Here is a 26,115-nt window from a genome sequence, read left to right on the forward strand (position 1 = left end):
CAGGCGGTGCGTCTGCGGGCCGCGCCTTCGTCGGGTGGTGGGCCTGCGTGCGGCGTCTCCGGCCTGGGATGGTGCACGAAGTGCGCATCCCAGGGGCGCGGGGAACTGCGCGACCAGCCCCCACCGGGCCCGCGGCGGCGAACGAGACCCCGCCCCGCAGACGGATCCGCGTCCGACCAGCAGGCCTCGACCGGTGATTTCGCCGATGCACAACCAACCGGTCACCCCCCACCGTGGACGTCGTCAGAGACCACGGTGGCACCCCGGGACGGGCGCCACCCTCCCCCCCGAGAGGACCCGCATCGTGCTGAAGATGCGAACCCGTCTGATCAGAACAGGCCTCGCCACCCTGCTGGCCATAGGCGGCCTGGCCACATCGCAGGCCGTGACAGCCCAGGCCGCCCCCACCGCCGACAACCCCTACGAGCGCGGCCCCGCCCCCACCACGTCGAGCATCGAAGCACTGCGCGGCCCGTACTCCGTGTCGCAGACCAGCGTGTCGTCGCTGAGCGTCTCCGGCTTCGGCGGGGGAACGATCTACTACCCGTCGTCGACGGCGGACGGCACCTTCGGGGCGATCGCCGTCTCCCCGGGCTTCACCGCCTACCAGTCGTCGATCTCCTGGCTGGGCCCGCGCCTCGCCTCGCAGGGGTTCGTCGTCTTCACCATCGACACGAACACGACCCTCGACCAGCCCGACAGCCGGGGCCGTCAACTCCTCTCCGCACTCGACTACCTGACGCAGCAGAGTTCGGTGCGCGGCCGGATCGACAGCAGCAGGCTCGGGGTCATGGGGCACTCGATGGGCGGCGGTGGCACCCTCGAAGCCGCCAAGAGCAGGACCTCGCTGCAGGCGGCGATCCCGCTCACCGGCTGGAACACGGACACGACCTGGCCCGAGGTGAGGACGCCGACGCTCGTCGTGGGCGCGGACGGCGACACCATCGCGCCGGTCGCCACCCACTCCGAGCCGTTCTACCGGAACCTGCCGAGCTCCCTCGACAAGGCCTACCTGGAGCTGCGCGGCGCCACGCACTTCACCCCGAACAGCTCCAACACCACGATCGCGAAGTACAGCATCTCGTGGCTGAAGCGGTTCATCGACAACGACACCCGCTACGAGCAGTTCCTCTGCCCGCTGCCGTCGGCGAGCCTGACCATCGCGGAGTACCGGGGCAACTGCCCGCACACCTCGTGACGGTATGACGCCCTGTGCGTGAGCACAGTGTCCCCCGGCGCCGGTTGGGTCCGCTCCCAACCGGCGCTGCGGGCGCGGCGCATCGCTCGTACGGTGACGTAAGTGACCGCGAGACATGTCCTGTTGCTGACGGCCGCCGCCTACGCGAGCGACCCGGACGGGCCGTGGGTGGACGGCGGGCTCGTGCTGCGGGCCGCCGCGCGCGCCGGTCTCGGCCCCTCCGCCCTCGACGCCGCCGAACGCGCGGGCCTCGAACGCAGCCCCGACGGACGGCTGCGGCTCCCCGGCCGACGCGCCGTGTACGAGGCGGCGCACCCCGCCCGGCGCAGGGCCGCCCATCGCCTGCTGGCCGAAGCCGCCCTGGGGGAGCGGCTTCGGCCGGCAGGTCTCCTGCACCGGGCGCTCGCCGCGCCCTACCCGGACAGCGCGCTCGGCACCGAACTCGCCGCCGCCGCGCGGTTGCCCGGCCCCTCGCACGGGGAGCGGGCCACCGCTCTGGCTCACGCGGCGGGGCTCGCCGCCGATCCGGAGGTGCGTGCGGGGCGGTTCGTCGCCGCCGCCGACCAGGCCCGGCTCGCCGGTCGGCCGCACCGGGCCCGCGAACTCCTGGGCCGCATCGACGAGTTGACCCCGACCGATGCGGTGCGGGGCGCCGCCGCCCTCGTACGGGGGCTGCTCGCCCTGCGGGACGGGCCCATGGCCGACGCCCGCGCCTCGCTCCTCCTCGCCGCCCGGCTCTGCCCCGGCGAGCGCGCCCTCGACGCCCGGCTCGCCGCCGCGGAGGCCGCCTGGGCCCTGGGGGACGCCCTCGCGTACCAGGAGGCCGTCGCCGGGCAGCTGTCCGGCGCCGCCACCGCCCGCGCCTTCGGGCTCGGGATGGCCGCCGCGCTCGACGACCGGTACGCGGCCGGGCGGGTCACCCTGCGCCGGGTCGTCGCCGACGCGGCCGGCGCCGGGGCCCCCGACGCGTTGCTGCGGGCCGGGGCCGCCGCGCTCGTCGCCGGGGACGTCGAGGCCGCCTGCCGCCTCGGCAGCCGGGCCCTGGCCGCCGCCCGCGCCCTCGACGCGCGGCCCGAGCTGCCGCGCGCCCTCGAGCTGCTCGCGTACGGCGAGCTGCGCGCCGGGCGCCATGCCCGGGCCCGTACGCACGCCGAGGAAGGTCTGCGGGCCGCTCGCGCCGCCGGGCAGCGCAACGTCCTCGCCCATCAGCACGCCATCCTCGCCCTCGTCGCCTCCCTCGACAGCGACGCCGACACCGTCGCCCGGCACGCGGCGGCCGCGCAGGACATCGCCGCCCGGCACGGTCTCGTCCAAGCCGCCACGCTCGCCCAGTGGGCACTCGCCCGCGCCGATCTGGCCCGGGGGCGGGCGGCGGAGGCGGCGGCCCGGCTCGGGCCGCTCGTCCGTCCGGGGCCGCGCCAGGGGCACTTCGCGGTGCGGATGCTTGCCGTGCCCTGTTTCGTGGAGGCGGCGGTTTCCGCGGGTGACCTGGGGGCGGCGCGGGCGGCCGTCGCAGAGTTCAACGTCTGGGCCGACCGTGGCTACGACCCGCAGGCCGGGGCCCTGTTGGCCCGCTGCCAAGCCCTGCTGTCCGCCGGCGACCCGGTCCGCGCGGACGCCCGCTTCACCGAGGCGCTGGCCCGGCACGAGCGGGCGGGCGGGGACTTCGAGCGGGCCCGTACCGCCGAACTGCACGGTGAATGGCTGCGTCGCGCGCGTCGGCCCGCTCGCGCGCGCGTGCTGCTCCGCGATGCGCTGGTCGCCTTCGAGCGGTGCGGTGCGTCGGTCTGGGCGGTCCGTACCGCGGCGGAGTTGCGGGCGACTGGGGACGCCCCGTCCCACCCGGAGGCCCCGGGCAGGCTGTCGGAGCTGACCCCGCAGCAACTCCGCATAGCCCACTGCGTCGCAGACGGCGCCACCAACCGCGAGGTCGCCTCCCGCCTGTCCGTCAGCCCCCGAACGGTCGACCACCACCTCCGCAACGTCTTCGCCCAGCTGGGCGTCCGCTCCCGCGTGGAACTGGCCCGCCTGGTGGACCGGGCGGAGGCCACGAGGGCGCTGTAGGGCGCGCTCCGTCGTGCGGTGGGGCGGGGCCGTGCCCACGAGGGTGCTGTAGGGCGCGCTCTGTCGTGCGGTGGGGCGGGGCCGTGCCGGGGTGCCTCCTCGGCCGGATCGGTCTCATCCCCCTCGGTCCGCCATAGGCGGGTCGCCCGGCCCTGAATTCCCGCGGAGTCCTGCGGGGGCACCCCGGCACGTCCCCTCCGGTAGCAACGCGGGTGCGCCCCGGTGCCCCGTCCTGTCGCCGGACGCGACTCGGCCCGCGCAGCGACCCCGTCGGCCGTTTCACCATGTCGTTATCCCCAGGGGGCTGGAGACCGACCAGACGGTATGTCATTCTTCGGGGCCAGGACCGCTCCGGCACGTCCTGGTGAGCTGATCCGAGGAGGACCGTGATGCCCGCGCACCTCGTACGCCCCCGCCCCCACCCCCGGACCGGCGGAGCCACAACCGCCGGCACCGACCCGATCGCCGTACTGCGCCGCGCCGCGCTGCCCCTCATGGGCCAGATCCCCGTACTCACCGACCGGCTGACGGCCGAGCTGTACGCCAGGGTGCCCGCCTACCGCACCGCGATCGACACCGACCCCGGCGACGTACGCCGCGAGGTGCAGCGCTCCCTGCGGCACAGCGTCGCCTCTCTGCTCGACCCCGCCCGCTCCCGCGAAGCGGCCCGCGCCTGCACCGCCCGGATCGGCGCCGAACGCGCCGCCCGCGGCCTCCCCCTCGACGCCCTGGTGCACGCCTTCCGGCTCGGCGGCGCCCTGGTCTGGCAGGCCCTCGTCGACGAGGTCACCCGGCACCACCCGCGCGACGCGCACCTCCTCGTCCACCTCGCCGCCGACGTACGCGGCTTCGTCGACGAGCACTGCGCCTGCGTCACCGACGCCTACCACCGCGCCGAGCACGAACTGACCTGGCGCCGCGAGAACCGTCGCCGCCTCACGGCCGCCGCCCTGCTCGACGGCGCCACCCGCATCGCCGACCTGCCCGAGGCCGCCGCCGCCCTCGGCCTGCCCGAGCAAGGCCGCTACGCCGTCGTGCTCGTCGCCGGCGGCCAGCCCGTCGCGCCCCTCGCCGACGGCACCCGCACCGTCTGGCACCCGAGCCCCGACGCCGAGCGCGGCATCGTCGCCCTCGGCCCCCACGACGTACGGGAACTCGCCGCCCGCTGGCGCGGGTCGACCGCCCCCGGCGCAGGCGTCCGCATCGGCATCAGCTCCGCCGTCGAAGGGCTCGCCGGTGTCGGCGTCGCCCGGCGCCTCGCCGAGACCGCCCTGCGGATCTGCCCCGCGGGCGGCGGCACCGTACTCCTCGACGACGAACTGCCCGCCGCGCTCGTGGCCGGGGCCCCCGCGCTCGGCACGCTCCTCGTCGACCAGGTGCTCGGCCCGTTGCGCGCCCTGCCCCCCGTGGACGGCGCCCTGCTGCTCGACACCCTCACCGCATGGCTGGACTGCGACGGGTCGGCCCAGCGCGCGGCCACCCGCCTCTACTGTCACCGCAACACGGTTCTCAACCGGCTGCGCCGCTGCGAACAGCTCACCGGGCGCAGCCTCACCCGTCCGACCGACCTCGTGGAGCTGGCGCTCGCCCTGCACGCCCATCGGCTGCGGGCGGACGGGTCCGTCGCTACAGGCCCAGCGCCTTCGTCTCGCTCAGCTGGGTGATCGCCGTCTTGTCGCCGTCCAGTTCCACGTTCGCCGCGTCCTGGCGGCCGAACGCGTACATCAGCAGCTCCGACGGTTCGCCGGTCACCGTCACCACCGGCGCGCCCCGGTGCGCCACCGCCGTCTGGCCGTCCGGGCGGCGCAGGACCAGGCCGACCGGTGCCTTGCGGCCCATCACCCGGGCCATTCGTTCCAGGCGGGACCAGAGCACCTCGGAGAAGACCGGGTCGAGCTCGCGCGGCGACCAGTCGTGCTGAGCGCGCCGCACGTCCTCGGCATGGACGTAGAACTCGACCACGTTCGCCGCCTCGTCGAGCTGCTTGAGGGCGAACGGCGAGAACCGCGGCGGTCCCGTCCGGATCAGCTGGATCAGTTCCTCGTACGGCTTCTCCGCGAACTCGTTCTGCACCCGCTCCAAGCGGGGGGCGAGCTGCTTGACCAGGGTGCCGCCGGCCGCGTCGGGCCGGCGCTCGCGCACCACTACGTGCGCCGCCAGGTCGCGGGCGGTCCAGCCCTCGCACAGGGTGGGGGCCTCAGGGCCCGCGGCCTCCAACAGATCGGCGAGGAGAAGTCGTTCACGCTTGGCATGGGTCGACATGGACGCAACCCTACGACCGCCCGCACCGTCCGGACAGTGGACGCCCCGGGGGAGTCCCGTCACAGCGCGGCACAATGGCCCTATGAGCGACACGTCCCGGTCCAGCAGTCTCGACCCCGCCATCGCCGCCCGCCTCAAGCGCAGCGCCGACGGCCTGGTTCCCGCCATCGCCCAGCAGTACGACACCGGCGAGGTCCTGATGCTCGGCTGGATGGACGACGAGGCGCTGCACCGCACCCTCACCACGGGCCGCTGCACCTACTGGTCGCGCAGCCGCCGCGAGTACTGGGTCAAGGGCGACACCTCCGGCCACTTCCAGCACGTGAAATCCGTGGCCCTCGACTGCGACGCCGACACGGTGCTCGTCCAGGTCGACCAGGTGGGGGCCGCCTGCCACACCGGCGCCCGTACCTGCTTCGACGCCGATCAGCTGCCAGTGATCTCCCCTGCCGCGTAAGACCTAAGCTCCTCCCATGGATCTCGAGACCTTTCGCAAGCTCGCGACCGACCGCCGAGTGATTCCCGTCAGCCGCAAGCTCCTCGCGGACGGCGACACGCCCGTCGGTCTCTACCGCAAGCTCGCCGCAGAGCGGCCCGGCACGTTCCTCCTGGAGTCCGCGGAGAACGGGCGCTCCTGGTCCCGGTACTCCTTCGTCGGAGTCCGCTCCGCCGCCACGCTCACTTCCCGGGACGGGCAGGCCCACTGGCTGGGCACTCCGCCGGTCGGCGTCCCCGTCGACGGCGACCCCCTCGCCGCCCTGCGCGCCACCATCGAGGCCCTGCACACCCCGCGCTACGAAGGGCTCCCGCCGTTCACCGGCGGCATGGTCGGCTACCTCGGCTACGACATCGTGCGCCGCCTGGAGAAGATCGGCCCCGGCGAGCGGGACGACCTGCGACTCCCTGAACTGACCATGCTGCTCACCAGCGATCTCGCGGTCCTCGACCACTGGGACGGTTCTGTCCTGCTCATCGCCAACGCCATCAACCACAACGACCTCGAAACGGGTGTGGACGAGGCCTACGCCGATGCCGTGGCCCGTCTCGATGCCATGGAGGCCGATCTCGGCAAGCCGGCGCACACCGCCCCCGCCGCGCTCCCGCCCTCCGAACTGCCCGACTTCACCGCGCTGTGGGGCGGCGAGCAGTACCAGGAGGCCGTCGAGGACATCAAGGAGCGCATCCGGGCCGGTGAGGCGTTCCAGGTCGTGCCCTCGCAGCGGTTCGAGACGCCGTGCACCGCCAGCGCGCTCGATGTCTACCGTGTGCTCCGCGCCACCAATCCGTCCCCGTACATGTATCTCTTCCGGTTCGACGGGTTCGATGTCGTCGGCTCATCGCCCGAGGCCCTCGTCAAGGTCGAGGACGGACGTGCTCTTCTCCATCCCATCGCCGGGACCCGGCCGCGCGGCGCCACTCCGCAGGGCGACCAGGCGCTCGCCGACGAGCTGCTCGCCGACCCCAAGGAGCGCGCCGAGCACCTCATGCTCGTCGACCTCGGCCGCAACGACCTCGGGCGGGTCTGCGAACCCGGCTCCGTCGAGGTCGTCGACTTCATGTCCATCGAGCGGTACTCGCACGTCATGCACATCGTCTCGACGGTGACGGGCCAGGTCACCGCCGACCGCACCGCCTTCGACGTGCTCACCGCCTGCTTCCCGGCCGGGACCCTCTCCGGCGCCCCCAAGCCGCGCGCGATGCAGATCATCGACGAACTCGAACCCTCCCGGCGCGGTCTGTACGGCGGCTGCGTCGGCTATCTCGACTTCGCCGGGGACTCCGACACCGCCATCGCCATCCGTACCGCCCTCCTTCGCGACGGCACCGCGTACGTGCAGGCCGGGGCGGGTGTCGTCGCCGACTCCGACCCCGTCGCCGAGGACACCGAGTGCCGCAACAAGGCCGCCGCCGTGCTCCGCGCCGTCCACACCGCCAACCGCATGGGCACCGTGGGAACCGGTGTGAAGTGACCCACGCCTCCCGCTCCCGGTACACACACAGGTGTGCGGACAGGCGATAGTGGAGTACGTGACTGCTGTACCGCACCCCCGAACCGAAGCCGCCGAGACCGCCGGGCCGAGCAAGAACGGCCGCCGCAGCCTCGGCATCGCCCTGCTCTTCGGTGCCGCGGGCGCCGCGGTCGCGCTGCTCGCGTCCCGGCAGGAGTGGTGCTCCGGCGTCGCCGCCGTCGCCGGCGGGAAGCTGCCGCTGACCGCCAAGGGCAGCGACGTCACCGGCGTCCCCGCGGCCCTCGCCATAGTGGGCCTCGCCGCCCTGGTCGCCGTCTTCGCGGTGCGCAAGGCGGGCCGCGTCCTGGTCGCCGCCCTGCTCGCGCTGAGCGGCGCGGGCGCCGTGGCCGCCGCGGTCCTCGGCGCCGACGACAGCGCCGCCCTCGACGAGAAGGCCGCCCAGGCCTCCGGCGGCGCGACGACCGGCATCGACGCCCTCTCCCACACCGCCTGGCCCTACGTCGCCGCCGGCGGCGGCGCCCTCCTCCTCATCGCCGGGATCCTCGCCGTCGTCTACGGCGCCGCCTGGCCCTCGATGGGCGGCCGCTACGAACGCGACGGCACCCCTCGCCCCCGTAGGCAGAAGGCCCTCGACCCGGACCGCCCCGAGGACCTCTGGAAGGCCCTGGACCGCGGCGAGGACCCGACGGGCACTGCCTGACCCCGGGTTAGTCCCGCACGCGCGCGTGCGGGAGAATGGAACCGGAGAGCAGAGCCGTACGCCCTGCGTACGCAGAGGCCATAAGCAACGAGGAGCAAGCCATGGCGGACAAGAGCCACGGACACACCCCGGCCGCCTGGACCGGTGTCATCATCGCCTTCATCGGGTTCATCGTCGCCGGCACCTTCATGGTGATGGCCAACGTGGTGGGTTTCTGGGTCGGCATGGCACTGCTGCTCCTCGCCGCGGTCGTCGGCGGCATCATGAGCATGGTGGGCCTCGGCAAGCCCAAGCGCGCCGAGCTGGATGTCGCGGGCCACGCCGTGGGTTCGCAGGGCTGACACGCCGGACACATCCGGCACCTCCGCCGCGGAAAAGGGGCGGGCGGCGACACGATCGCCGCCCGCCCCTTTCGTGTGTCGCCGGGGGGCGGAGCGCGCGGTCCCGTAGGACAATCTCCGGGTGACCGTGCAGACGACCCGCACCGCCCGCTTCGGCCCGCTGCGCCGCACCGCGGTCCCGCTTGGCATCCTCGCCGGTGTCGCGGCGGCCTTCGCCTACGTCGGCGCCGTCGACCCCAGCGAGGCGGGCCACTACCCCGCCTGCCCGCTCCTGGCCGCCACCGGTGTCCTCTGCCCCGGCTGCGGTGGCCTGCGCAGCGCCCACGCGCTCGTCCACGGCGACCTGGGCGGCGCCCTCGCCGCCAACGCCCTCGCCGTCGTCGGCTACGCGCTGTTCGTCGTGGTGTGGGCCGTATGGGTGACACGCGCGGCTCGCGGACGGCCCGTCGGCCTCGCCCTCTCCCGCGTGCACCTGTGGACGCTCGGCGCCGTCGTCACCGTCTTCACCGTTGTCCGGAACCTGCCCCCCGGTGGCTTCCTACGCCCTTGATCACCGACATTTGTCCAGGTAGTGAGAGTGCGGTCAACCGGATGCGGAGCCTCGGCGCTCCTGCGGATACCATCACAGTGACCGGTCGGTTGCTCAAAGAACCGAATTGCAGGAAAGGAAGTCCGCCCGCGTGAGTGTGCTCGACGAGATCATCGACGGTGTCCGTGCCGACCTCGCGGAACGGCAGGCGCGGGTCGGCCTCGACGAGCTCAAGGAGCGCGCGGCCAAGGCACCCGCCGCCAAGGACGGGGTCGCGGCGCTGCGCGGCGACGGCGTCAAGGTCATCTGCGAGGTCAAGCGGTCCAGCCCGTCCAAGGGCGCGCTCGCCGCGATCGCCGACCCGGCGGCCCTCGCCGCCGACTACGAGGCGGGCGGCGCCGCCGTCATCTCCGTCCTCACGGAGCAGCGGCGCTTCGGCGGCTCCCTCGCCGACCTGGAGGCCGTCCGCGCCAAGGTGGACATCCCGGTCCTGCGCAAGGACTTCATCGTCACCTCGTACCAGCTGTGGGAGGCCCGCGCGTACGGCGCCGACCTCGCCCTGCTGATCGTCGCCGCCCTGGACCAGCCGGCCCTGGAATCCCTCATCGAGCGCGCCGAGTCCATCGGCCTCACGCCGCTCGTCGAGGCGCACGACGAGGACGAGGTGGAGCGGGCCGTCGACGCCGGGGCCAAGGTCATCGGCATCAACACCCGCAACCTCAAGGACCTGTCCGTGGACCGCGGCACCTTCGAGCGCGTCGCCCCGGACATCCCGGACCACATCGTCAAGGTGGCCGAGTCCGGCGTGCGCGGCCCGCACGACCTCATCGCGTACGCCAACGCGGGCGCGGACGCCGTTCTCGTCGGCGAGTCCCTGGTGACCGGCCGCGACCCGCGCTCCGCCGTCTCCGACCTCGTCGCCGCGGGCGCGCACCCGGCCCTCCGCCACGGACGGGGCTGACCCGCACGATGCCCATCGCCGCCCGCCTCGCCCCCGGCTGCCGCCCCCGCGGCTGCCGGGCGCCTGCGCGGCGCGTGCATGGTCGCCGGGTGCGCTATGTCATCGGCGACGAGCCGGGCCAAGTGAACGGGATGCGATGGCCAGCGCCCCGCTAGGGGCGCGGGGAACGGCGCGACGAGCCACGACGTCGCGACAGTCGGACGAATCGTCTGCCATCAACGGCGCGTAGCCGTCCTCCCCCCGGCGGGGGGTTGCTCGCGCAGTTCCCCGCGCCCCTGGCGGGGTCGATCGCATCCCATGATCACCCCATCACGCCATGCGAGGTTGAGGCATGCCCAGCGAGTACTTCCACCCCGACCCGGACGGTCAGGTCCCCAGCGCCGAAGGCTACTTCGGCGCGTTCGGCGGCAAGTTCATCCCGGAGGCGCTCGTCGCCGCCGTGGACGAGGTCGCCGTCGAGTACGACAAGGCCAAGAACGACCCCGAGTTCGCCCGCGAGCTCGACGACCTCATGGTCAACTACACCGGCCGCCCGAGCAGCCTCACCGAGGTGCCCCGGTTCGCCGGGCACGCCGGCGGAGCCAGGATCTTCCTCAAGCGCGAGGACCTGAACCACACCGGCTCCCACAAGATCAACAACGTGCTCGGTCAGGCCCTGCTGACCAAGCGCATGGGCAAGACCCGCGTCATCGCCGAGACCGGCGCGGGCCAGCACGGCGTCGCCACGGCCACCGCCTGCGCCCTGTTCGGCCTCGAATGCACCATCTACATGGGCGAGATCGACACCCAGCGCCAGGCGCTGAACGTGGCCCGTATGCGCATGCTCGGCGCCGAGGTCATCGCCGTGAAGTCCGGCAGCCGCACGCTGAAGGACGCCATCAACGAGGCGTTCCGCGACTGGGTCGCCAACGTCGACCGCACGCACTACCTCTTCGGGACCGTGGCGGGACCGCACCCGTTCCCCGCCATGGTCCGCGACTTCCACCGCGTCATCGGCGTCGAGGCCAGGCGGCAGATCCTGGAGCGCGCCGGACGGCTGCCGGATGCCGCCATCGCCTGCGTCGGCGGCGGCTCGAACGCCATCGGCCTCTTCCACGCCTTCATCCCGGACGCGGACGTCCGCCTCGTCGGCTGCGAACCCGCGGGCCACGGCGTCGAGACGGGCGAGCACGCGGCGACCCTGACCGCGGGCGCCCCCGGCATCCTGCACGGCTCCCGCTCCTACGTCCTCCAGGACGAGGAGGGCCAGATCACCGAGCCGTACTCGATCTCGGCCGGCCTGGACTACCCGGGCATCGGCCCCGAGCACGCCTACCTCAAGGACAGCGGACGCGGCGAGTACCGCGCCGTCACCGACGACGCCGCGATGCGGGCCCTGCGCCTGCTTTCGCGCACCGAGGGCATCATCCCGGCCATCGAGTCCGCGCACGCGCTCGCCGGGGCCCTGGAGGTCGGCAAGGAGCTGGGCCCGGACGGGCTGATCGTCGTCAACCTGTCCGGTCGCGGTGACAAGGACATGGACACCGCCGCCCGTTACTTCGGCCTCTACGACGAGGGTGCCGACGCCGAAGTCGCGGCCGACGCCGCCGACACCGCCGAGATCGAGGGGGACGCCAAGTGAGCGGGAACATCCAGCTGTTGAACGACACCCTGGCCGGCGCCAGGGCCGAGGGCCGCGCCGCCCTCATCGCCTACCTGCCCGCCGGGTTCCCGACGGTCGACGGCGGCATCGAGGCCATCAAGGCCGCCTTCGACGGCGGCGCCGACGTGGTCGAGGTGGGCCTGCCCCACTCCGACCCGGTGCTCGACGGGCCGGTCATCCAGACCGCCGACGACATCGCGCTGCGGGGCGGCCTCAAGATCAAGGACGTCATGCGCACGGTCCGCGAGACCCACGCGGCCACCGGCAAGCCCGTCCTCGTCATGACGTACTGGAACCCCATCGACCGCTACGGCATCGAGCGGTTCACCGCCGAGCTCGCCGAGGCGGGCGGCGCCGGCTGCATCCTGCCCGACCTGCCCGTGCAGGAGTCGGCGACCTGGCGCGAGCACGCGGAGAAGCACGGTCTCGCGACCGTCTTCGTCGTCGCGCCCAGCAGCAAGGACGAGCGGCTCGCCACCATCACCGCCGCCGGTTCCGGCTTCGTCTACGCCGCTTCGCTCATGGGCGTCACCGGCACCCGCGAGTCCGTCGGCAACCAGGCCCAGGACCTCGTACGCCGCACCAAGGCCACCACGGACCTGCCGGTCTGCGTCGGCCTCGGCGTCTCCGACGCCAAGCAGGCCAAGGAGGTCGCCTCCTTCGCCGACGGCGTCATCGTCGGCTCCGCGTTCGTGAAGCGGCTGCTCGACGCCGAGGACGAGGCGTCGGGCCTCAAGGCGGTCCGGGAGCTCGCCGGTGAACTCGCGGCGGGCGTCAGGGGCAACGCTTAGTCGCCTTCATCACCTTGGTCGCTATATGGGTGATGTCACCCGTATGGGTGGAAGTGGGCCGGGGAGGCACGCTCGTGCCTCCCCGGTTCGTTGGCGCAGGTGTGAGCGAGAAGAACCGTGAGGGAAAGCGCGCGGCCCGGGACCGGCTGGCCGAGGAGCGCGAGAAGCGACGAGTCGCCGAGAAGCGGCGCCGCACATTGATCGTGTCCGCGGCCGTGGTCTGCGTGCTCGGCCTGGCCGCCGTGATCGGCGTCGTGGCCGCCAATTCCGGCGACGACAGTTCCGGGGAGTCGTCCGGCTCGGTCGCGGCACCCAAGGGCGCCGCGGGCAAGAACAGCCTGGCGGTCCCGGTCGGCAAGGACAGCGCCAAGTCGACGCTCACGGTGTGGGAGGACTTCCGCTGCCCCGCCTGCAAGTCCTTCGAGGACGGATTCCGTTCCACCATCAATGAGCTGACCGACGCCGGACAGCTGAAGGCCGAGTACCACACGGTCGCGCTCATCGATTCGAACATGGGCGGCAGCGGCTCCCTGCGCGCGGGGAACGCGGCGGCGTGCGCGCAGGACGCGGGCAAGTTCACCGCGTACCACGACGTGCTCTTCGAGAACCAGCCGAAGGAGACCGACGACACCTTCTCGGACAACGGCAAGCTGATCGACCTGGCCGGAAAGGTCGACGGCCTGGTCACGGACTCCTTCAAGTCCTGTGTGAACGACGGCAGGCACGACGGCTGGATCAAGAAGTCCTACAAGGCGTTCCAGGACGCGGGGCACAAGGGCACCCCGACGGTGCTGCTCAACGGCAAGAACCTCATGGACGACCAGTCCATGACCCCGGCCAAGCTGAAGAAGACGGTTCAGGACGCCGCCGAGTAGCCGCTCGCTCCCCAGGTGCTTGTTATGGAGACGTAGCCGGGCTGGCGGACGTGTCCCCGGCCCGGCACGGTAGCGTCGACCCTGCCATGGAACTTGCCTACATCCCCAGTCCGTCGCAGGGCGTGGTCCACCTCGGGCCCATCCCGCTGCGCGGCTACGCGTTCTGCATCATCATCGGCGTCTTCGTGGCCGTCTGGCTCGGCAACAAGCGCTGGGTCGCCCGCGGCGGGCAGCCCGGCACGGTCGCCGACATCGCGGTCTGGGCAGTGCCGTTCGGCCTGGTCGGCGGGCGCCTCTACCACGTGATCACGGACTACGAGCTGTACTTCAGCGACGGCCGCGACTGGGTCGACGCCTTCAAGATCTGGGAAGGCGGCCTCGGTATCTGGGGCGCCATCGCGCTCGGCGCGGTCGGCGCCTGGATCGGCTGCCGCCGCCGTGGCATCCCGCTCCCCGCCTGGGCCGACGCCCTCGCTCCCGGCATTGCCCTCGCCCAGGCCATCGGCCGTTGGGGCAACTGGTTCAACCAGGAGCTGTACGGCCGCAAGACCGATCTTCCGTGGGCTCTCAAGATCACCTCGAACACGGACGGGCGGGTGCCCGACACCTACCACCCGACGTTCCTGTACGAGTCCCTGTGGTGCATCGGCGTCGCTGTCCTAGTCATCTGGGCCGACCGCAGGTTCAAGCTCGGGCACGGGCGGGCGTTCGCGCTCTACGTCGCGTCGTACTGTGTCGGGCGCTTCTGGATCGAGTACATGCGCGTGGACGACGCCCATCACATCCTCGGGCTGCGTCTCAACAACTGGACGGCACTTCTCGTCTTCCTGCTCGCCGTCGTTTACCTCGTGGTTTCGGCCAGGACGCGGCCGGGGCGCGAGGAGATCGTCGAGCCGGAGAGGCCTGGGGCGCCTGAGAAGGCCGAGGCCGAGGCGGCTGAAGAGGACGCCGACGCCGAGGACCCGGCCGCGGAGAAGGACCTGGGGGAGAAGGACCTGGGGAAGAAGGACACCGCTGACGCCGAGAAGACCTGAGGGCTGTCGGTCGTACGTGGATGAGGGCGCCGGGCCGGTCGGTCCGGCGCCCTCTCTTGTCGGCCCCCCTCAGACGCCGGAGCGGCTCCGGGCGCGTTCCGCGAGCGACAGGACCCGTTCCGCGCCCGCCACCACCGCCGCGTCCACGAACCGTCCGTCCGGCAGCGCCAGCGCCCCCGCGTCGGTCGACGCGGCCTGGACGATCTCCTGGGCCGCCGCCACCTCCGCCGACGTCGGGCGGAACGCCTCCTCGATCACCGGGAGCTGGCGCGGGTGGATCGCCGTACGGCCGAAGAAGCCGAGCGCACGGCCCTCCGCGCAGGAACGGGCCAGGCCCTCCGCGTCACGGACGTCCGGGTACACCGACTGCGGCGGCGGCGGCAGATGCGCCGCGCGGGCGGCGACCACGGCGCGGCCGCGCACCCAGGCGAGACCCCGCGCGTCCGCGACACCGAGGTCGGCGCGGAGGTCCGCCTCGCCGAGCGCGACGCCGTGCACGGCCGGGTGCGAGGCGATGTCGTAGGCGTGCTCGACGCCGAGCGCGGATTCGAGGAGGGCGTAGAGGGGTGGGGCGGCCGCGTCGGCCCAGTTCGCGACCTTGGTCAAGGTCTCCCGGTCGTGCACCTTCGGCAGGCGCAGGGCGCCCAGGCCGGGGAGCGGGGCGAGGCGGCGTACCTCCCGCTCCGCCAGTGGGCCGTCCAGGGCGTTCACGCGGACGTGCACCGGCAGCGGGGGGCGGCCCGTGAGCAGCTCCGCCGTCGCGTCGAGCGCGTACGCCTTGCGGTCGGGGGCGACGGCGTCCTCCAGGTCGACGAGGATCACGTCGGCGCGGGAGCGCAGCGCCTTAGCGACCACGTCGGGGCGGTCGCCGGGGACGTACAGCCACGTCAGGTACGGACAGCTCATACCGCACCAGCCTCCCTCAGGGACGCGATCTCCGCCTCCGACAGGCCGAGGCCGGCGAGGAGCTCGTCCGTGTCCGCGCCGTGCGGGCGGCCCGTCCAGCGGATCGCGCCCGGCGTCTCGGAGAGGCGGAAGAGCACGTTCTGCATCTTGACCGTGCCGAGGTCCGGGTCGGGTAGTTCCGTGATCGTGCGCAGGGCCTGGTACTGCTCGTCCTGGAGGACGTCGCGGATGTCGTAGACCGGGGCGATCGCCGCCTGCGCCTCCTCGAACGCCGCCACCACCTCGTCCCGGGTGTGCGCCGCGATCCAGCCGCCGACCGCCGCGTCCAGCTCGTCCGCGTGCCCGGCCCGGCCCGAGCCCGTCGCGAACCAGTCCTCCTCGATGAACTCCGGGCGCCCCACCAGGCGCATCACCCGCTCCGCGATCGACTGCGCCGAGGTCGACACCGCGACCCACTTGTCGTCGCTCGTGCGGTAGGTGTTGCGGGGCGCGTTGTTCGTCGAGCGGTTGCCGGTGCGCGGCTGGACGTAGCCGAGCTGGTCGTACCAGGTGGCCTGCGGGCCGAGGATCGCCAGCATCGGCTCGATGATCGCCATGTCGACGACCTGGCCGCGGCCCGTCGCGTCCCGGGCGCGCAGCGCCGCCATCACCGCGTACGACGTCGCCAGCGCCGCGATCGAGTCGGCCAGGCCGAACGGGGGGAGCGTCGGCGGGCCGTCCGGCTGGCCCGTGATCGCCGCGAAGCCGCTCATCGCCTCCGCGAGCGTGCCGAACCCCGGGCGGCGGGCGTACGGGCCGAACTGGCCGAAGCCCGTCACGCGGGCCAGGACCAGGCCCGGGTTGGCGGCGCTCAGCTCGTCCCAGCCCACATTCCACTTCTCCAGCGTGCCGGGGCGGAAGTTCTCGATGACGACGTCCGATTCCGCCGCCAGTCCGAGGAGGACCTCGCGGCCTTCGGGGAGGGAGAGGTCGAGGGTGAGGTTCCTCTTGTTGCGGCCCAGGTGTTTCCACCACAGGCCCACGCCGTCCTTCGACGGGCCGTGGCCGCGGGACGGGTCCGGCTTGCGCGGGTGCTCGATCTTGACGACCTCGGCGCCGAAGTCGCCGAGCATCGTGGCGCAGAGGGGGCCGGCGAAGAGGGTGGCCAGGTCCAGGACGCGTAGGCCCTTCAACGGGCCCTCGTTGTTTCGTGGATCGTGGGCTTCGTGGGCTTCGTGGGCTTCGTGGGCTTCGTGGGCTTCGTGCGGTTCGCGTGGTCGGGGGGTGTTCTCAGTCATGGTGTGGCCTCCTGCGTCAGCCTGGCCAGTTCGTCGAAGCCGATGCCGTCGAAAGCGGCGACCGTGGTCGCCAAGCGGTTCTTCAGCGGCGCTGTCCATCGCTCGCCGAGCGCCGCGGGGACGCCTGCCAGCAGGCCCGCGATCGAGCCCGCCGTCGCGCCGTTGGAGTCCGTGTCCCAGCCGCCCGACACCGCACGGCAGATCGAGCCCTCGAAGTCGCCGTCGGCGTGGGTGAGGGCCGCGGCGAGCAGGGCCGCGTTGGGGAGGACGTGGACCCAGTGGTGGGTGGGGGCGTACGTGGCGTGCAGGGCGTCCACGACCTCGTCGAAGTGCTGGTGCTCGTCGGCCAGTCGGATGCCGAGAGCGATCGCCCGCGCGTAGCGGCTCGCCGGGGGGATGACCGTCAGGCCCGTGCGGAGCGCTTCGTGGACGGTCGTCGTGCCCGTGGCCGCCGACGCGATCACCGCCGCCGTGAACATCGCGCCGTAGACGCCGTTCGCCGTGTGCGTCAGTACCGCGTCACGGTGCGCCTGTTCGGCCGCTCGCGCCGGGTCGCCCGGGTTCGTCCAGCCGAAGACGTCCGCTCTGATCTGGGCGCCGATCCACTCGCGGAAGGGGTTGCGGTACGTGGCGGTCGCGGGCGGTTCGATGCCGTCCAGGAGGTTGCGGTACGCCACCCGCTCCGCGGTGAACGTGCGGCCCGCCGGGAGCTCGTCCAGCCACAGTTTCGCCACGTCGGTGGTGGTGAAGTCCGGGCCGTGGCGCTGGAGCAGGAGCAGGCCGAGCAACGGGTAGTTGAGGTCGTCGTCCTCGGGCATGCCGTCGATGTTCTCGGCCAGGGACGTGGGGGCCGAACGGCGGTTCCAGGGGTGGGCGGCCGCCGTTTCCGGGTCGAGGCCGATCTCTGTGAAGTAGGTGGTCAGAGGCCAGTTGCCGGTGGATCTCGCCAGCGCCCGGATGCCATGCAGTGGGAGCTTTTCGACTGGTTTGCCCAGAAGGCAGCCCACTGCTCGGCCCAGCCATGCCGCGTGCAGCGCGTCGTACGAGGTGGATGAAAGGGGGAGGGCCGGCCAGTCCGGGCAGGCCGCCTTGATCGCCGCGAGGCCGGTGGGTTCGGCGGATGCCAGGGGGGACGGCAGCGAGGCAAGTTCGTCCAGCAAAGCCCCGGCCAGGTCGCGCAGCGCCGGGTCGCCGGTCGCCTGTGACGCGCCCGCCCGGTCCGGCGCCAGGTGGCCGCCCGCCTTCAGCCAGCGCTGTTCGATCTCCGACGCGTCCCTGCCGTCCTGTGCCGCCCGGCGCAGTTCGTGGCCCAGCAGATCCTCGGGCTGTACCCAGGTCAGACGTAGCATCGCCGTCCTCACAGCCCCGCGATCGCCGCGAACGCCGACTCGTGGGCGCGGCGCCGCTCCAGGTCCCGGATGTGGACCTCGCGGGTGACCCGGGTGAGGGCCGCCGCCGGGGCGTGCAGGTCCAGCTTGCTGGCCCGCGCCACCTCCGCGCTCCACTCCTTCGGCACCGCGCCCTCCCCGTACAGCGCCCCCACGATCGCGCCGCTCATCGTCGCGATCGAGTCGCAGTCCCTGCCGTAGTTGACCGAACCGAGCACCGTCTGCCGGAAGTCGCCCGCTCCGACAAGCAGCATCCCGAGCGCGATCGGGAGTTCCTCGATCGCGTGCAGGCGGGAGGGGCGGCGGGCGCCGAGCGACGGCTTGCGGTAGTCGGGGCCGACCGTGTCGAAGGGGGTGACCGCCTCCCGGAGAGGGGCCAGGGCCTCCTCGAAGTCGGTGAAGCGGGTCGCTGTTTCGCAGACCGCTTCTATTGCCGACCTCGTGCCGTCCTTCGCCAGGGACAGCGCGTCCTCCACCACCGTGTGGGGCGTCGCGTCCGGCTTGTACGCCGCCGCCACCGCCGCCGCGAACACGGCCGCCGCCTCCCTGCCGTAGGAGCTCTGGTGCGCGCCCGCCACGTCCAGCGCCTCCTCGTACGCCTTCAGCGGGTTGCCCGCGTTCACCGCGCCCACCGGCGCCATGTACATCGCCGCGCCGCAGTTCACGATGTTGCCCACACCTGCCTCCCGCGGGTCCACGTGGCCGTAGTGGATCCGCGCCACGATCCACTTCTCCGCCAGGAAGATGCGCTGGAGGGGGAGCGCCTCCGCCTCCAGCTCCGGGATCCAGCGCGGTGTCGTGATCAGATCCGGGACGAGGTGGTCCGCCACGGCGTACGCGTCCAGGTGGTCGCGGACCTTCTCGTAGACGCGGATCAGCGCGTGGGTCATGAGCGTGTCGTCCGTTACGTGGCCGTCGCCCTTGTGGTACGGGGCGATCGGGCGGGCCGTCCTCCACTCGTCCTTGTAGAACGGCTCCACGATGCCGCGCACCCTGCCGCCGTGCCGCTCCGCGATCGCCTCCGGCGTCCAGCCCTCGACCGGGCCGCCGAGCGCGTCGCCCACCGCCGCGCCCACCAGGGCGCCTGTGGTGCGGTCCGCCAGGGAAGGGAGGGAAGGGAGGGAAGGGTTGGTGGGGGTGGACGTCGGGGTCATTTCTGGGTTCCTTCCGGGGTGGGACTGGGGGAGGGGGTGTCGCGCGTCGTTGTGTGAGTTGCCGCCAGGCGTGCCGCCAGCTCCGTCAGGTCCGTGCCCGCCAAGCGGGGCAGCGCGCAGCCCGCCAGCGTCCGGCACGCCTCCCGCCAGCTCCTCGGGAGCGCGTCCGCGCCGCCGATCGCGCCGGTCAGCGCACCGGCCAGCGCGGGGGCCGAGTCCGCCACCCGGGACAGGCACGCGGTCGTCGGCACCGCCTCGGTGACCGCGCCCGCCGCCGCCGTCGCCACCGCCAGCGCCACGGGGACCGTCTCCGCGGCCGCGATCCCGTAGCTGTAGACGTGGTCGACGATCTCGTGCTCGAGTACCGGGACGAGTGCGAACGCGTTGCCCGGCAGGCCCGGGCGGGCGGCCGCGGTCGCCCTGCCGAGCTCCACGGCGCGGTGTGCGTTGCGGTGGATCTCCGTGCCCTCGGGGAGCTGGGCCAGCGCCGCGTCCACGCAGGTCTCCACGGGGGCGCCGCCGAGGGCCGTCGCCACGGCTGCCGCCACCGCTCGCGCGCCGTGCACACCGTCGCCGTCCTGGGTGTAGCGGGCGTCGAACTCGGCCAGGTCCGCCGCGCTGTGCGGGTCCGACGGGTGGACCGTCGCGAGGACCGCCGCACGTACGCAGGCCGCGTCGTCGAAGTAGTGGGGGTTGTCGTGGCCCGTCGCGGGAGGGCGCAGGCCCGCGGCCAGGTTGCCGAGACCTGCCCGTACGGAGATGCGGGCCCGGAGCGGTATCTCCGCCGACTCGATCTCGTCGGCGCGGGCCGCTGCCGCGGCGATCTCGTCGGCCAGGGTGTTCCAGGCGAGGGCCAGTGCGGAGCGGACGCGGTGGTCAGCGGGGAGGTCGCCCAGGCCGTCGGCGTACGCGTCGAGGACGGCGGTCGCGGTGAACGCGGCCCATTCCGCGTCGTCGGAGGGGCCCAGGCGGAGGGGTTCGGGGGGCTGGTTCAGGGCGATCGGGACGGGGAGGGTGGTGGTGGCGTTCTGCTCGGCGAAGGTGTCGAGTTCGCGGGTGAGGCGGCGGGTCCAGTCGGGGAGCCGTGCCGCGCGGTGCCGTCCCGACGGCCAGCCGGCCGCGTCGCCGGCGGCGATCCCCAGGAGCAGGCCTTCGATGCGGGCGGCGATGTCGGCCGGGGCGCCGGCGCCGCCTCTGACGGTGCTGCTCATGGGGAGCCTCTCGGTGGTGCGGGTGGGGGTGGGGGTGGGGGTGGGGGTGCTGTCGTGCGCCGTCGGCCGTGTCGCGGGGTACCTGCCTGGGCGCTGTAGCGCGCGGTCGGTCGTGTGGTGGGCGGGGCCGTGCCGGGGTGCCTCCTCGGCCGGATGGGCCTCGTCCCCCTCGGTCCGCCATGGGCGAGTCGTCCTGGGCCGAGTTCCGGCGGAGTCCTGCGGGGGCACCCCGACACGTCCCCTCCGGCCGACACGCGTGTGCACCCCGGTGGGCCATTCCGGTGGGCCATTCCGGTGGGACGAGGGTGCGTCCCGTCCCCTCTTGCTTTGCCTTGGGCGATCTGCCTTCCTCAGGCTCCGTCCGGGGGGCCCGCAGGGCGGCGCCCCGGCGGACAGGCCCGTACATGGACCCGGCGCTCCTATGTACCGCCCCGGCGGGGAACTTCACGCCGCTGCCCCCTCACTCGGCGGAGCCAACGCTTCCGCCACGTCCAGGACGTGGCGGCCCGCCATGGAGGGGAGGCAGCTGCCTCGGACGGGACCGATCGCCGCCACCCAGGGCGCCGGGATCGAGGTCTCCCCGCGCAACGCACCCGCCAGGGCGCCCGCCACCGCCGCAGTCGTGTCCGCGTCCCGGCCCATGTTCACCGCCGTGAGGACGGATTCCCGGAAGTCGCCGCGGGCCACCGCGAACGCCCCGAACGCCAGACCGACCGCCTCGGGTGCGAGATCCGTCCAGGGATAGCCGCCGATGACGACGGCCTTGCGTACCGCCCGCTCCATGGACAGCTGCGTACCGTCCGGGTCCCGGCGAGCCCGCCGCGCCGCTTGCACCGCCCGGTGCAGGGAGCGCGCCGTCCAGGAGTCGTCCGGCACCACGGAGAGCGCCGCCTGGACCACCGCGTCCGGGTTGTGGGTGACCATCGCCGCGGCCACGCCCGCCGCCACCGCCCGGCCCCCGTGGATGCCCTCGCCGTCGTGCGACACCGTGCCGTCGATCGACACCAGGCGGGCCGCCTCGGCGGGGCGGCCCGCCGCGTACACCCCGAAGGGCGCCGCCCGCATCGCCAACCCGTCGCTCCACGCGTGCCGGTGCTGTGCCGAGATGGGGGCCGCCAAGCCGCGGCGCAGGTTCTCCAGCGTGCCGCGTTCGCTGAACCCCGCGCCCTTGAACGGGCCCTCGTCCCGGTCCGCGATCCACGTGTGCCACGCCGCCTCGACATCCGCGAGGGTCAGCGCGGAGCCGTGCTCGGCGAGGAGCAGCCCGGAGAAGATCGCGTACTCGGTGTCGTCCGTCCCGGCCGGGTTGTCGGCGACGAAGTCCTCGATGCGGCCCCAGCGTTCACGGATCTGGGACGGCTTCATGTTCTCGGCGGGCGCGCCGAGCGCGTCGCCGATGGCGAGGCCGAGGAGCGCGCCCCTGGCCCGGTCCCGTGGTGCGATCACGCCGGGCGGTGGTGGCGGCGGGGGGACCGGCTCGAGTCTGCGGCTCGCGCTGTCGTCCGCGGGTTTGTCCGGGTCGACGCTGACGCTCATGGTGCTCGTGCTCTTTTCTGGGGTCGTGCGCGGTTGTGCTCGGTGGTGCCTGGTGGTGCGTCGTCGTGCTCGGTTCAGCGTTGGTAGCGGTCGAGGATGTGGTTGCCGTCCGATGACAGGCGCTCGCGGAGCTCGTCGATCCCGAACGCGCCGTTGTAGTACTCCTGGTAGGCCGGAGTGGCGATCTTGTCCTTCCATTCGGCGTAGCCGCGCACCCCGAGGACCGGGGACGGGCGCAGCGCCGTCGCGATCTCGGCCCCCGTCCTCCAGCCGTTCTTCTCCGTCGTCAGGGACGGCGCCTCGAGGGCCTCGCTGCTCGTCGGCAACAGCCAGTCGCCTCGGGCCAGTTGGACCTGGTGCTGCGCCTGGGTGAGGTACGCGACGAAGGCGGCCGCCTCCTTCTTGTGCTTGCTGTCGGCCGAGACGGAGAGGGTCTGCGGGGCCGTGCCCTGGGCCAGGCCGCCCGCGCCCGACGGCATGGGAAGCACCGTCCAGTCGAAGTTCTCCGGGGCTTGTTGCCGGACCTGCTGGCGGTAGGAGAAGTTGAGCGGCAGCATCGCGTAGCGGCCCGCGAAGAATCCGGGCAGCGTGTCCGAGCCCGACATGCCCAGGCCCGATCTGGGCGCGGTGTGGTCCTCGTTGACCTGGCGGTTGATGAGCTGCGCTACGGCCGAGTCCTTCGCGTCGTAACGGATCTCGTTCTTGCCGTCCTCGTCCTTGTAGAAGATCTTGCCGTCGGTGGACAAGGAGAGGTTGACGGACTGGCTCACCGGTTCCTTCATCGACCAGGCCACTCCGTACGTGGCCGGCGCGTTCCCGGTCTTCGGGTGCGTCAGTTTCTTCGTCACCGATTCGAACTCCGACCAGCTCCACGGATGCCCGGCCGTGGGGATGCGGACTCCGGACTTCTTCAACAGCTTCGTGTTCGCGATCAGTACGCGGGGTTCCTGGAGGAACGGGACGCCGTAGGTCTTGCCGCCGTCGTAGGTGGTCGTCTCCCAGGAGGCTTTCGGGATGTCCTTGCGCAGGGATTGCGGGAGGTAGGGCGACAGGTCGGCCAGGTAGCCACCGTTCGCGAAGTCCGTCAGGTCCGAGGCGTCGTCGTGGAAGATGTCCGGTGCCTCACCGCCCTCGAAGGAGGTGAGGAGCTGGTCGTGGATGTTGTCCCAACTGCCTTGTACGTATTTGATTTTCACGTCGGCATGGGTGTCGTTCCACTGTTTGACCAATTTTTTGTTCGCGTCCACCGATTCCTTCTGCCAGGCCAGGCTCAGGAATTCGACAGTGACTTTTCCGTTCGAATTCCCGTCGCCCTCTCCGCCGCAGCCGGCGAGGAGGGTGAGCGTCAGCGCCGTCGCCGCCATCGGCATGGTCCTGTGGATTCGTTTCATCAGCCCTTCACCGCCCCGCTGAGCATTCCGCCCACCAATTTCTTCTGGAGCAGCGCGAAGAAGACCAGGCTGGGGATCGTGGCCAGGACGGAGGCCGCCGCCAACGGGCCGAGGTCCGCGACGCCCTCGGCGCCCAGGAAGCGGGTGAGGATGACCGACATCGTCTGGTTCTCCGGGGACTTGAGCAGGACGAGGGCGAAGAAGAACTCGTTCCAGGCCGTCACGAAGCTGAACATCAGCGTCGCCACCAGGCCGGGGGCGAGGAGAGGGAGGACCACGCTGGTGAGCGTGCGCAGGCGGCCCGCTCCGTCCATCGCCGCCGCCTCCTCGAGCGAGGTCGGCACCGACTTCACGTAGCCCTGCAGCATCCAGAGGGAGAAGGGCAGGTTCCAGACGACGTACACGATGATCAGGCCGGGGATGCTGTCGATCATGTGCAGGTTCTTCAGGACCAGGAACAGCGGGATGATCACCAGGACGAACGGGAACATCTGGCTGACCAGGATCCACGCCGTGCCCGCCTGACCGACCCGCGTCTTGTGGCGGACCATCACGTACGCCGCCGGGACCGCGATCGCCACCGAGATCAGCGACGCGCTCACCGCCACGATCAGGCTGTTCAGCGCCGAGTGGAGCAGCGGTTGCGCGTCGAACGCCGCCCTGTAGTTGTCCAGGCTCGGGTGGACCGGGAGCCATGTCGGGTCGATCGAGCCCAGCTCTCGGGCGGATTTGAACGATGTCGACAGCAGCCAGAGCAGCGGGAAGGCCAGGAAGACCAGGTAGCAGAGGAGCGCCACGTACTGGCCCGCTCTGCCCGCCGCTCGGGGGAGTGCCCGGCTCGCGTTCATGCCGCGTCCTCCTTCAGCTTCTTGCGCAGGAACAGGGTGAGGAGGACCGCGATCACCGCGATCATGACCAGGCCCATCGCGGCGGCGTAGCCGAACTGGCCGTACTTGAAGGCTTCCTCGTACGCGAACAGCATCGGGAGTCGGGTCTGGCCGCCCGGGCCTCCTTGCGTCAGCACGTAGACCAGGCCGAACGAGTTGAAGTTCCAGATGAAGTTCAGTGCCGTCACGGCCAGGACCACTGGTTTGAGGGCCGGCCAGGTGACCGTGGTGAAGCGGCGCCACAGCCCCGCGCCGTCCAGTTGTGCCGCCTCGCGCAGTTCGTGCGGGACGTTCTGGAGGCCCGCGAGCAGGACGACCGTGGTCTGCGGCATGCCCGCCCATACGCCTACGACGATCACGGCGGGCAGCGCGTAGGAGAGGTTCGAGAGCCAGTCGACGTTCTCGTGGATCACGCCGAGTTGCGTGAGTGTCTTGTTCAGGATGCCCGCGTCCGAGTGGTAGACGAGGCGCCACATGATGCCGACCACCACCTCCGGCATCGCCCACGGTACGAGTGCGAGCGTGCGGGCCAGCCAGCGGAAACGCAGGTTCTGGTTCAGGAGCAGGGCCAGGCCCAGGGCCAGGACGAACTGCAGTGCCGTGACGGACACCGCCCAGACCAGGCCGATGCGGAACGACTCCCAGAACAGGCTGTCGTGGCGCAGGTCCAGGAGGTTGTCCAGGCCCACGAACTGGGTGGGGGCCGTGCGGCCCGCCTGCGAGTCGGTGAACGCCAGCGACAGGCCGTACAGGAGGGGGCCGACGCTGAGGATCAGGATCGGGATCAGCGCGGGGAGCAGCAGGAACCAGGCGCCCTGGTCCAGGCCGAGCGCTGTTCTGCGCCGGCCGGGGGTGCGGGGTGGCGGTGTGCCGCGGCTGCCCGGGACGGCACTGTCCCGGGAGGCGGTGAGACTCATGGCTCGAACCTCGTGACTCTCAAGCGTCGTGCGCCGCCCGGCCCGTGGAGGCGCGGACGACGAGGCGGGGCGGGGCGGTCATGGAGAGGGGGGTGCGGGTGGGGTCGGGGCCCTTCGCGTCCAGGCGCTTCAGGAGCAGCTCCGCGGCCTGTCTGCCGCGCTCGGTCGAGCCGAGGTCGACGCTGGTCAGCGGGGGCCAGCCGGCCTGCGCCAGCATGCTGTCGTCCATGCCGGCCACGGCCACGTCCTCGGGTATGCGCAGGCCGCGGGCGTGCAGGGCGCGGGCCGCGCCGAGCGCCAGCTGGTCGTTGGCGCAGAAGACCGCGTCGGGGGAGTGGGGCAGGAGCTGCGCGGTCGCTTCGGCGCCCGAGTCGATGCCGAAGTCCGTGTGCACGACCAGCGCCGGGTCGTGGGGCAGGCCGCAGCCGGCCAGCGCCGCGCGGTAGCCCTCGTCGCGGTTGCGGCCGGGGACCGTGTCGCTGGGGCCGTTGACGAAGGCGATGCGGCGGCGCCCGGTCTCGTACAGGTGGCGTACGGCGAGGGCGGCGCCCGCGACGGAGTCGGCGCGCACGCTGTCCACGGGCACGTCCTCGGGCAGGGACCCTATGACCACGACGGGGCCCGCCGCGTCGCTCAGCGCCTGGATATGGGCGTCGGTGATGCGGATGGGGCAGATGATGAGGCCGTCGCTGGTGCGGTCGCCGAGGCTGCGGAGCACGGCAAGCTCGTCGTCGACCACGGCGTCCGTGGAGTGCAGGAGCAGGCGGTAGCCCGCCGCCTTCGCCACCGTCTGGATGGCGCGGACCATGGCCACATAGACCGGGTTGCCGATGTCGGGCATCGCGAAGGTGAGCTGGCGGGTGCGGCCGTCCTTGAGGGAGCGGGCCACCGCGTTGGGTACGTAGCCCAGCTCCGCGGCGGCGCGTTCGACCCGTTCCACGGTGTCGCGGCGGGCGCCCAGGCCGTTCAGGACGCGCGAGACGGAGGCGATCGAGACACCCGCCCGTTCGGCGATGGAGACGATCGTGGGCTGGCCCCGCTGCGGTGACGACGCCGCTGGTATCGGCACCTTCGCACCCCC

General features: G+C 72.5%; 24 protein-coding genes. 13 read left to right on the top strand and 11 right to left on the bottom strand.

Going from position 1 to position 26,115, the window contains the following annotated elements:
* The first annotated feature begins 313 nt into the window (after positions 1-313).
* The 3 genes from ACH4RC_RS08905 (at position 314) to ACH4RC_RS08915 (ending at position 4,926) form a co-directional block, all read left to right on the top strand.
* Complete coding sequence (locus ACH4RC_RS08905) at positions 314-1,198, top strand: alpha/beta hydrolase family protein (protein WP_398197174.1); 885 nt, start codon at positions 314-316, stop codon at positions 1,196-1,198.
* Positions 1,199-1,300: 102 nt separating this feature from the next.
* Complete coding sequence (locus tag ACH4RC_RS08910; protein WP_398197177.1) at positions 1,301-3,262, top strand: LuxR C-terminal-related transcriptional regulator; 1,962 nt, start codon at positions 1,301-1,303, stop codon at positions 3,260-3,262.
* Between the two features lie 389 nt (positions 3,263-3,651).
* Positions 3,652-4,926 (top strand): PucR family transcriptional regulator, encoded by a 1,275-nt coding sequence (locus ACH4RC_RS08915; protein WP_398197179.1) that lies wholly within the window; start codon positions 3,652-3,654, stop codon positions 4,924-4,926.
* Here ACH4RC_RS08915 and ACH4RC_RS08920 read toward each other — a convergent pair.
* Entirely contained in the window at positions 4,889-5,524 is a 636-nt protein-coding gene (locus tag ACH4RC_RS08920; protein ID WP_398197182.1) for a TIGR03085 family metal-binding protein, read from the bottom strand. The two genes, ACH4RC_RS08915 and ACH4RC_RS08920, sit on opposite strands and share 38 nt — an antisense overlap.
* 82 nt (positions 5,525-5,606) lie before the next feature.
* On the opposite strand from ACH4RC_RS08920, the gene hisI reads away from it, so the two are divergent.
* The 10 genes from hisI (at position 5,607) to lgt (ending at position 14,367) form a co-directional block, all read left to right on the top strand.
* Positions 5,607-5,981: a phosphoribosyl-AMP cyclohydrolase gene (gene hisI, locus ACH4RC_RS08925; RefSeq protein ID WP_398197184.1), complete on the top strand. Its 375-nt coding sequence runs from the start codon at positions 5,607-5,609 to the stop codon at positions 5,979-5,981.
* 16 nt (positions 5,982-5,997) lie between these two features.
* Complete coding sequence (locus ACH4RC_RS08930) at positions 5,998-7,494, top strand: anthranilate synthase component I (RefSeq protein WP_398197186.1); 1,497 nt, start codon at positions 5,998-6,000, stop codon at positions 7,492-7,494.
* 49 nt (positions 7,495-7,543) lie between these two features.
* Complete coding sequence (locus ACH4RC_RS08935; RefSeq protein ID WP_398197188.1) at positions 7,544-8,194, top strand: TIGR02234 family membrane protein; 651 nt, start codon at positions 7,544-7,546, stop codon at positions 8,192-8,194.
* A 101-nt stretch (positions 8,195-8,295) separates the two neighbouring features.
* Entirely contained in the window at positions 8,296-8,535 is a 240-nt protein-coding gene (locus tag ACH4RC_RS08940) for an HGxxPAAW family protein (RefSeq protein WP_398197190.1), read from the top strand.
* Between the two features lie 121 nt (positions 8,536-8,656).
* On the top strand, positions 8,657-9,085 hold the full coding sequence (locus tag ACH4RC_RS08945) for a DUF2752 domain-containing protein (protein WP_398197192.1): 429 nt from the start codon (positions 8,657-8,659) through the stop codon (positions 9,083-9,085).
* 130 nt (positions 9,086-9,215) lie between these two features.
* The gene (trpC, locus tag ACH4RC_RS08950; RefSeq protein WP_398197194.1) at positions 9,216-10,025 is read left to right on the top strand and encodes an indole-3-glycerol phosphate synthase TrpC; all 810 of its coding nucleotides are present in this window, start codon (positions 9,216-9,218) and stop codon (positions 10,023-10,025) included.
* Between the two features lie 331 nt (positions 10,026-10,356).
* Positions 10,357-11,646: a tryptophan synthase subunit beta gene (trpB, locus tag ACH4RC_RS08955; protein WP_398197195.1), complete on the top strand. Its 1,290-nt coding sequence runs from the start codon at positions 10,357-10,359 to the stop codon at positions 11,644-11,646.
* Complete coding sequence (gene trpA / locus ACH4RC_RS08960; RefSeq protein WP_398197198.1) at positions 11,643-12,458, top strand: tryptophan synthase subunit alpha; 816 nt, start codon at positions 11,643-11,645, stop codon at positions 12,456-12,458. Before trpB ends, trpA begins: the two co-directional genes overlap by 4 nt.
* Positions 12,459-12,559: 101 nt before the next feature.
* Positions 12,560-13,333 carry a DsbA family protein gene (locus ACH4RC_RS08965; RefSeq protein WP_398197199.1) on the top strand — a complete coding sequence of 258 codons (774 nt, stop codon included), beginning with the start codon at positions 12,560-12,562 and terminating at the stop codon, positions 13,331-13,333.
* An 86-nt stretch (positions 13,334-13,419) separates the two neighbouring features.
* Entirely contained in the window at positions 13,420-14,367 is a 948-nt protein-coding gene (lgt, locus tag ACH4RC_RS08970; protein WP_398197201.1) for a prolipoprotein diacylglyceryl transferase, read from the top strand.
* A gap of 69 nt (positions 14,368-14,436) precedes the next feature.
* Here the strand turns inward: lgt and ACH4RC_RS08975 are convergent, their stop codons facing one another.
* The 10 genes from ACH4RC_RS08975 to ACH4RC_RS09020 form a co-directional block, all read right to left on the bottom strand.
* Positions 14,437-15,273, bottom strand: a complete 837-nt coding sequence (locus tag ACH4RC_RS08975) for an HpcH/HpaI aldolase/citrate lyase family protein (RefSeq protein ID WP_398197204.1) — start codon at positions 15,271-15,273, stop codon at positions 14,437-14,439.
* Positions 15,270-16,550, bottom strand: coding sequence for a CaiB/BaiF CoA transferase family protein (locus tag ACH4RC_RS08980; protein ID WP_398197207.1), 1,281 nt, complete (start codon positions 16,548-16,550; stop codon positions 15,270-15,272). Before ACH4RC_RS08980 ends, ACH4RC_RS08975 begins: the two co-directional genes overlap by 4 nt.
* Positions 16,547-17,899 (bottom strand): ADP-ribosylglycohydrolase family protein, encoded by a 1,353-nt coding sequence (locus ACH4RC_RS08985; RefSeq protein WP_398197209.1) that lies wholly within the window; start codon positions 17,897-17,899, stop codon positions 16,547-16,549. The genes ACH4RC_RS08980 and ACH4RC_RS08985 overlap by 4 nt, the downstream gene beginning before the upstream one ends.
* 8 nt (positions 17,900-17,907) lie before the next feature.
* Positions 17,908-19,092, bottom strand: a complete 1,185-nt coding sequence (locus tag ACH4RC_RS08990; protein WP_398197211.1) for an ADP-ribosylglycohydrolase family protein — start codon at positions 19,090-19,092, stop codon at positions 17,908-17,910.
* On the bottom strand, positions 19,089-20,303 hold the full coding sequence (locus ACH4RC_RS08995; RefSeq protein ID WP_398197213.1) for an ADP-ribosylglycohydrolase family protein: 1,215 nt from the start codon (positions 20,301-20,303) through the stop codon (positions 19,089-19,091). Before ACH4RC_RS08995 ends, ACH4RC_RS08990 begins: the two co-directional genes overlap by 4 nt.
* Positions 20,304-20,747: 444 nt before the next feature.
* Complete coding sequence (locus ACH4RC_RS09000; protein WP_398197216.1) at positions 20,748-21,839, bottom strand: ADP-ribosylglycohydrolase family protein; 1,092 nt, start codon at positions 21,837-21,839, stop codon at positions 20,748-20,750.
* A gap of 74 nt (positions 21,840-21,913) precedes the next feature.
* Entirely contained in the window at positions 21,914-23,230 is a 1,317-nt protein-coding gene (locus ACH4RC_RS09005) for an ABC transporter substrate-binding protein (protein WP_398197219.1), read from the bottom strand.
* Entirely contained in the window at positions 23,230-24,078 is an 849-nt protein-coding gene (locus ACH4RC_RS09010) for a carbohydrate ABC transporter permease (protein WP_398197222.1), read from the bottom strand. The genes ACH4RC_RS09005 and ACH4RC_RS09010 overlap by 1 nt, the downstream gene beginning before the upstream one ends.
* Positions 24,075-25,034 carry a carbohydrate ABC transporter permease gene (locus ACH4RC_RS09015; protein WP_398197225.1) on the bottom strand — a complete coding sequence of 320 codons (960 nt, stop codon included), beginning with the start codon at positions 25,032-25,034 and terminating at the stop codon, positions 24,075-24,077. Before ACH4RC_RS09015 ends, ACH4RC_RS09010 begins: the two co-directional genes overlap by 4 nt.
* Positions 25,035-25,053: 19 nt before the next feature.
* The gene (locus ACH4RC_RS09020; RefSeq protein WP_398197228.1) at positions 25,054-26,103 is read right to left on the bottom strand and encodes a LacI family DNA-binding transcriptional regulator; all 1,050 of its coding nucleotides are present in this window, start codon (positions 26,101-26,103) and stop codon (positions 25,054-25,056) included.
* Positions 26,104-26,115 lie beyond the last annotated feature (12 nt).

Origin of the sequence: Streptomyces sp. NPDC016845 (genome assembly GCF_044332585.1) — a bacterium.
In the GTDB taxonomy this organism is placed as follows: Bacteria; Actinomycetota; Actinomycetes; order Streptomycetales; family Streptomycetaceae; genus Streptomyces.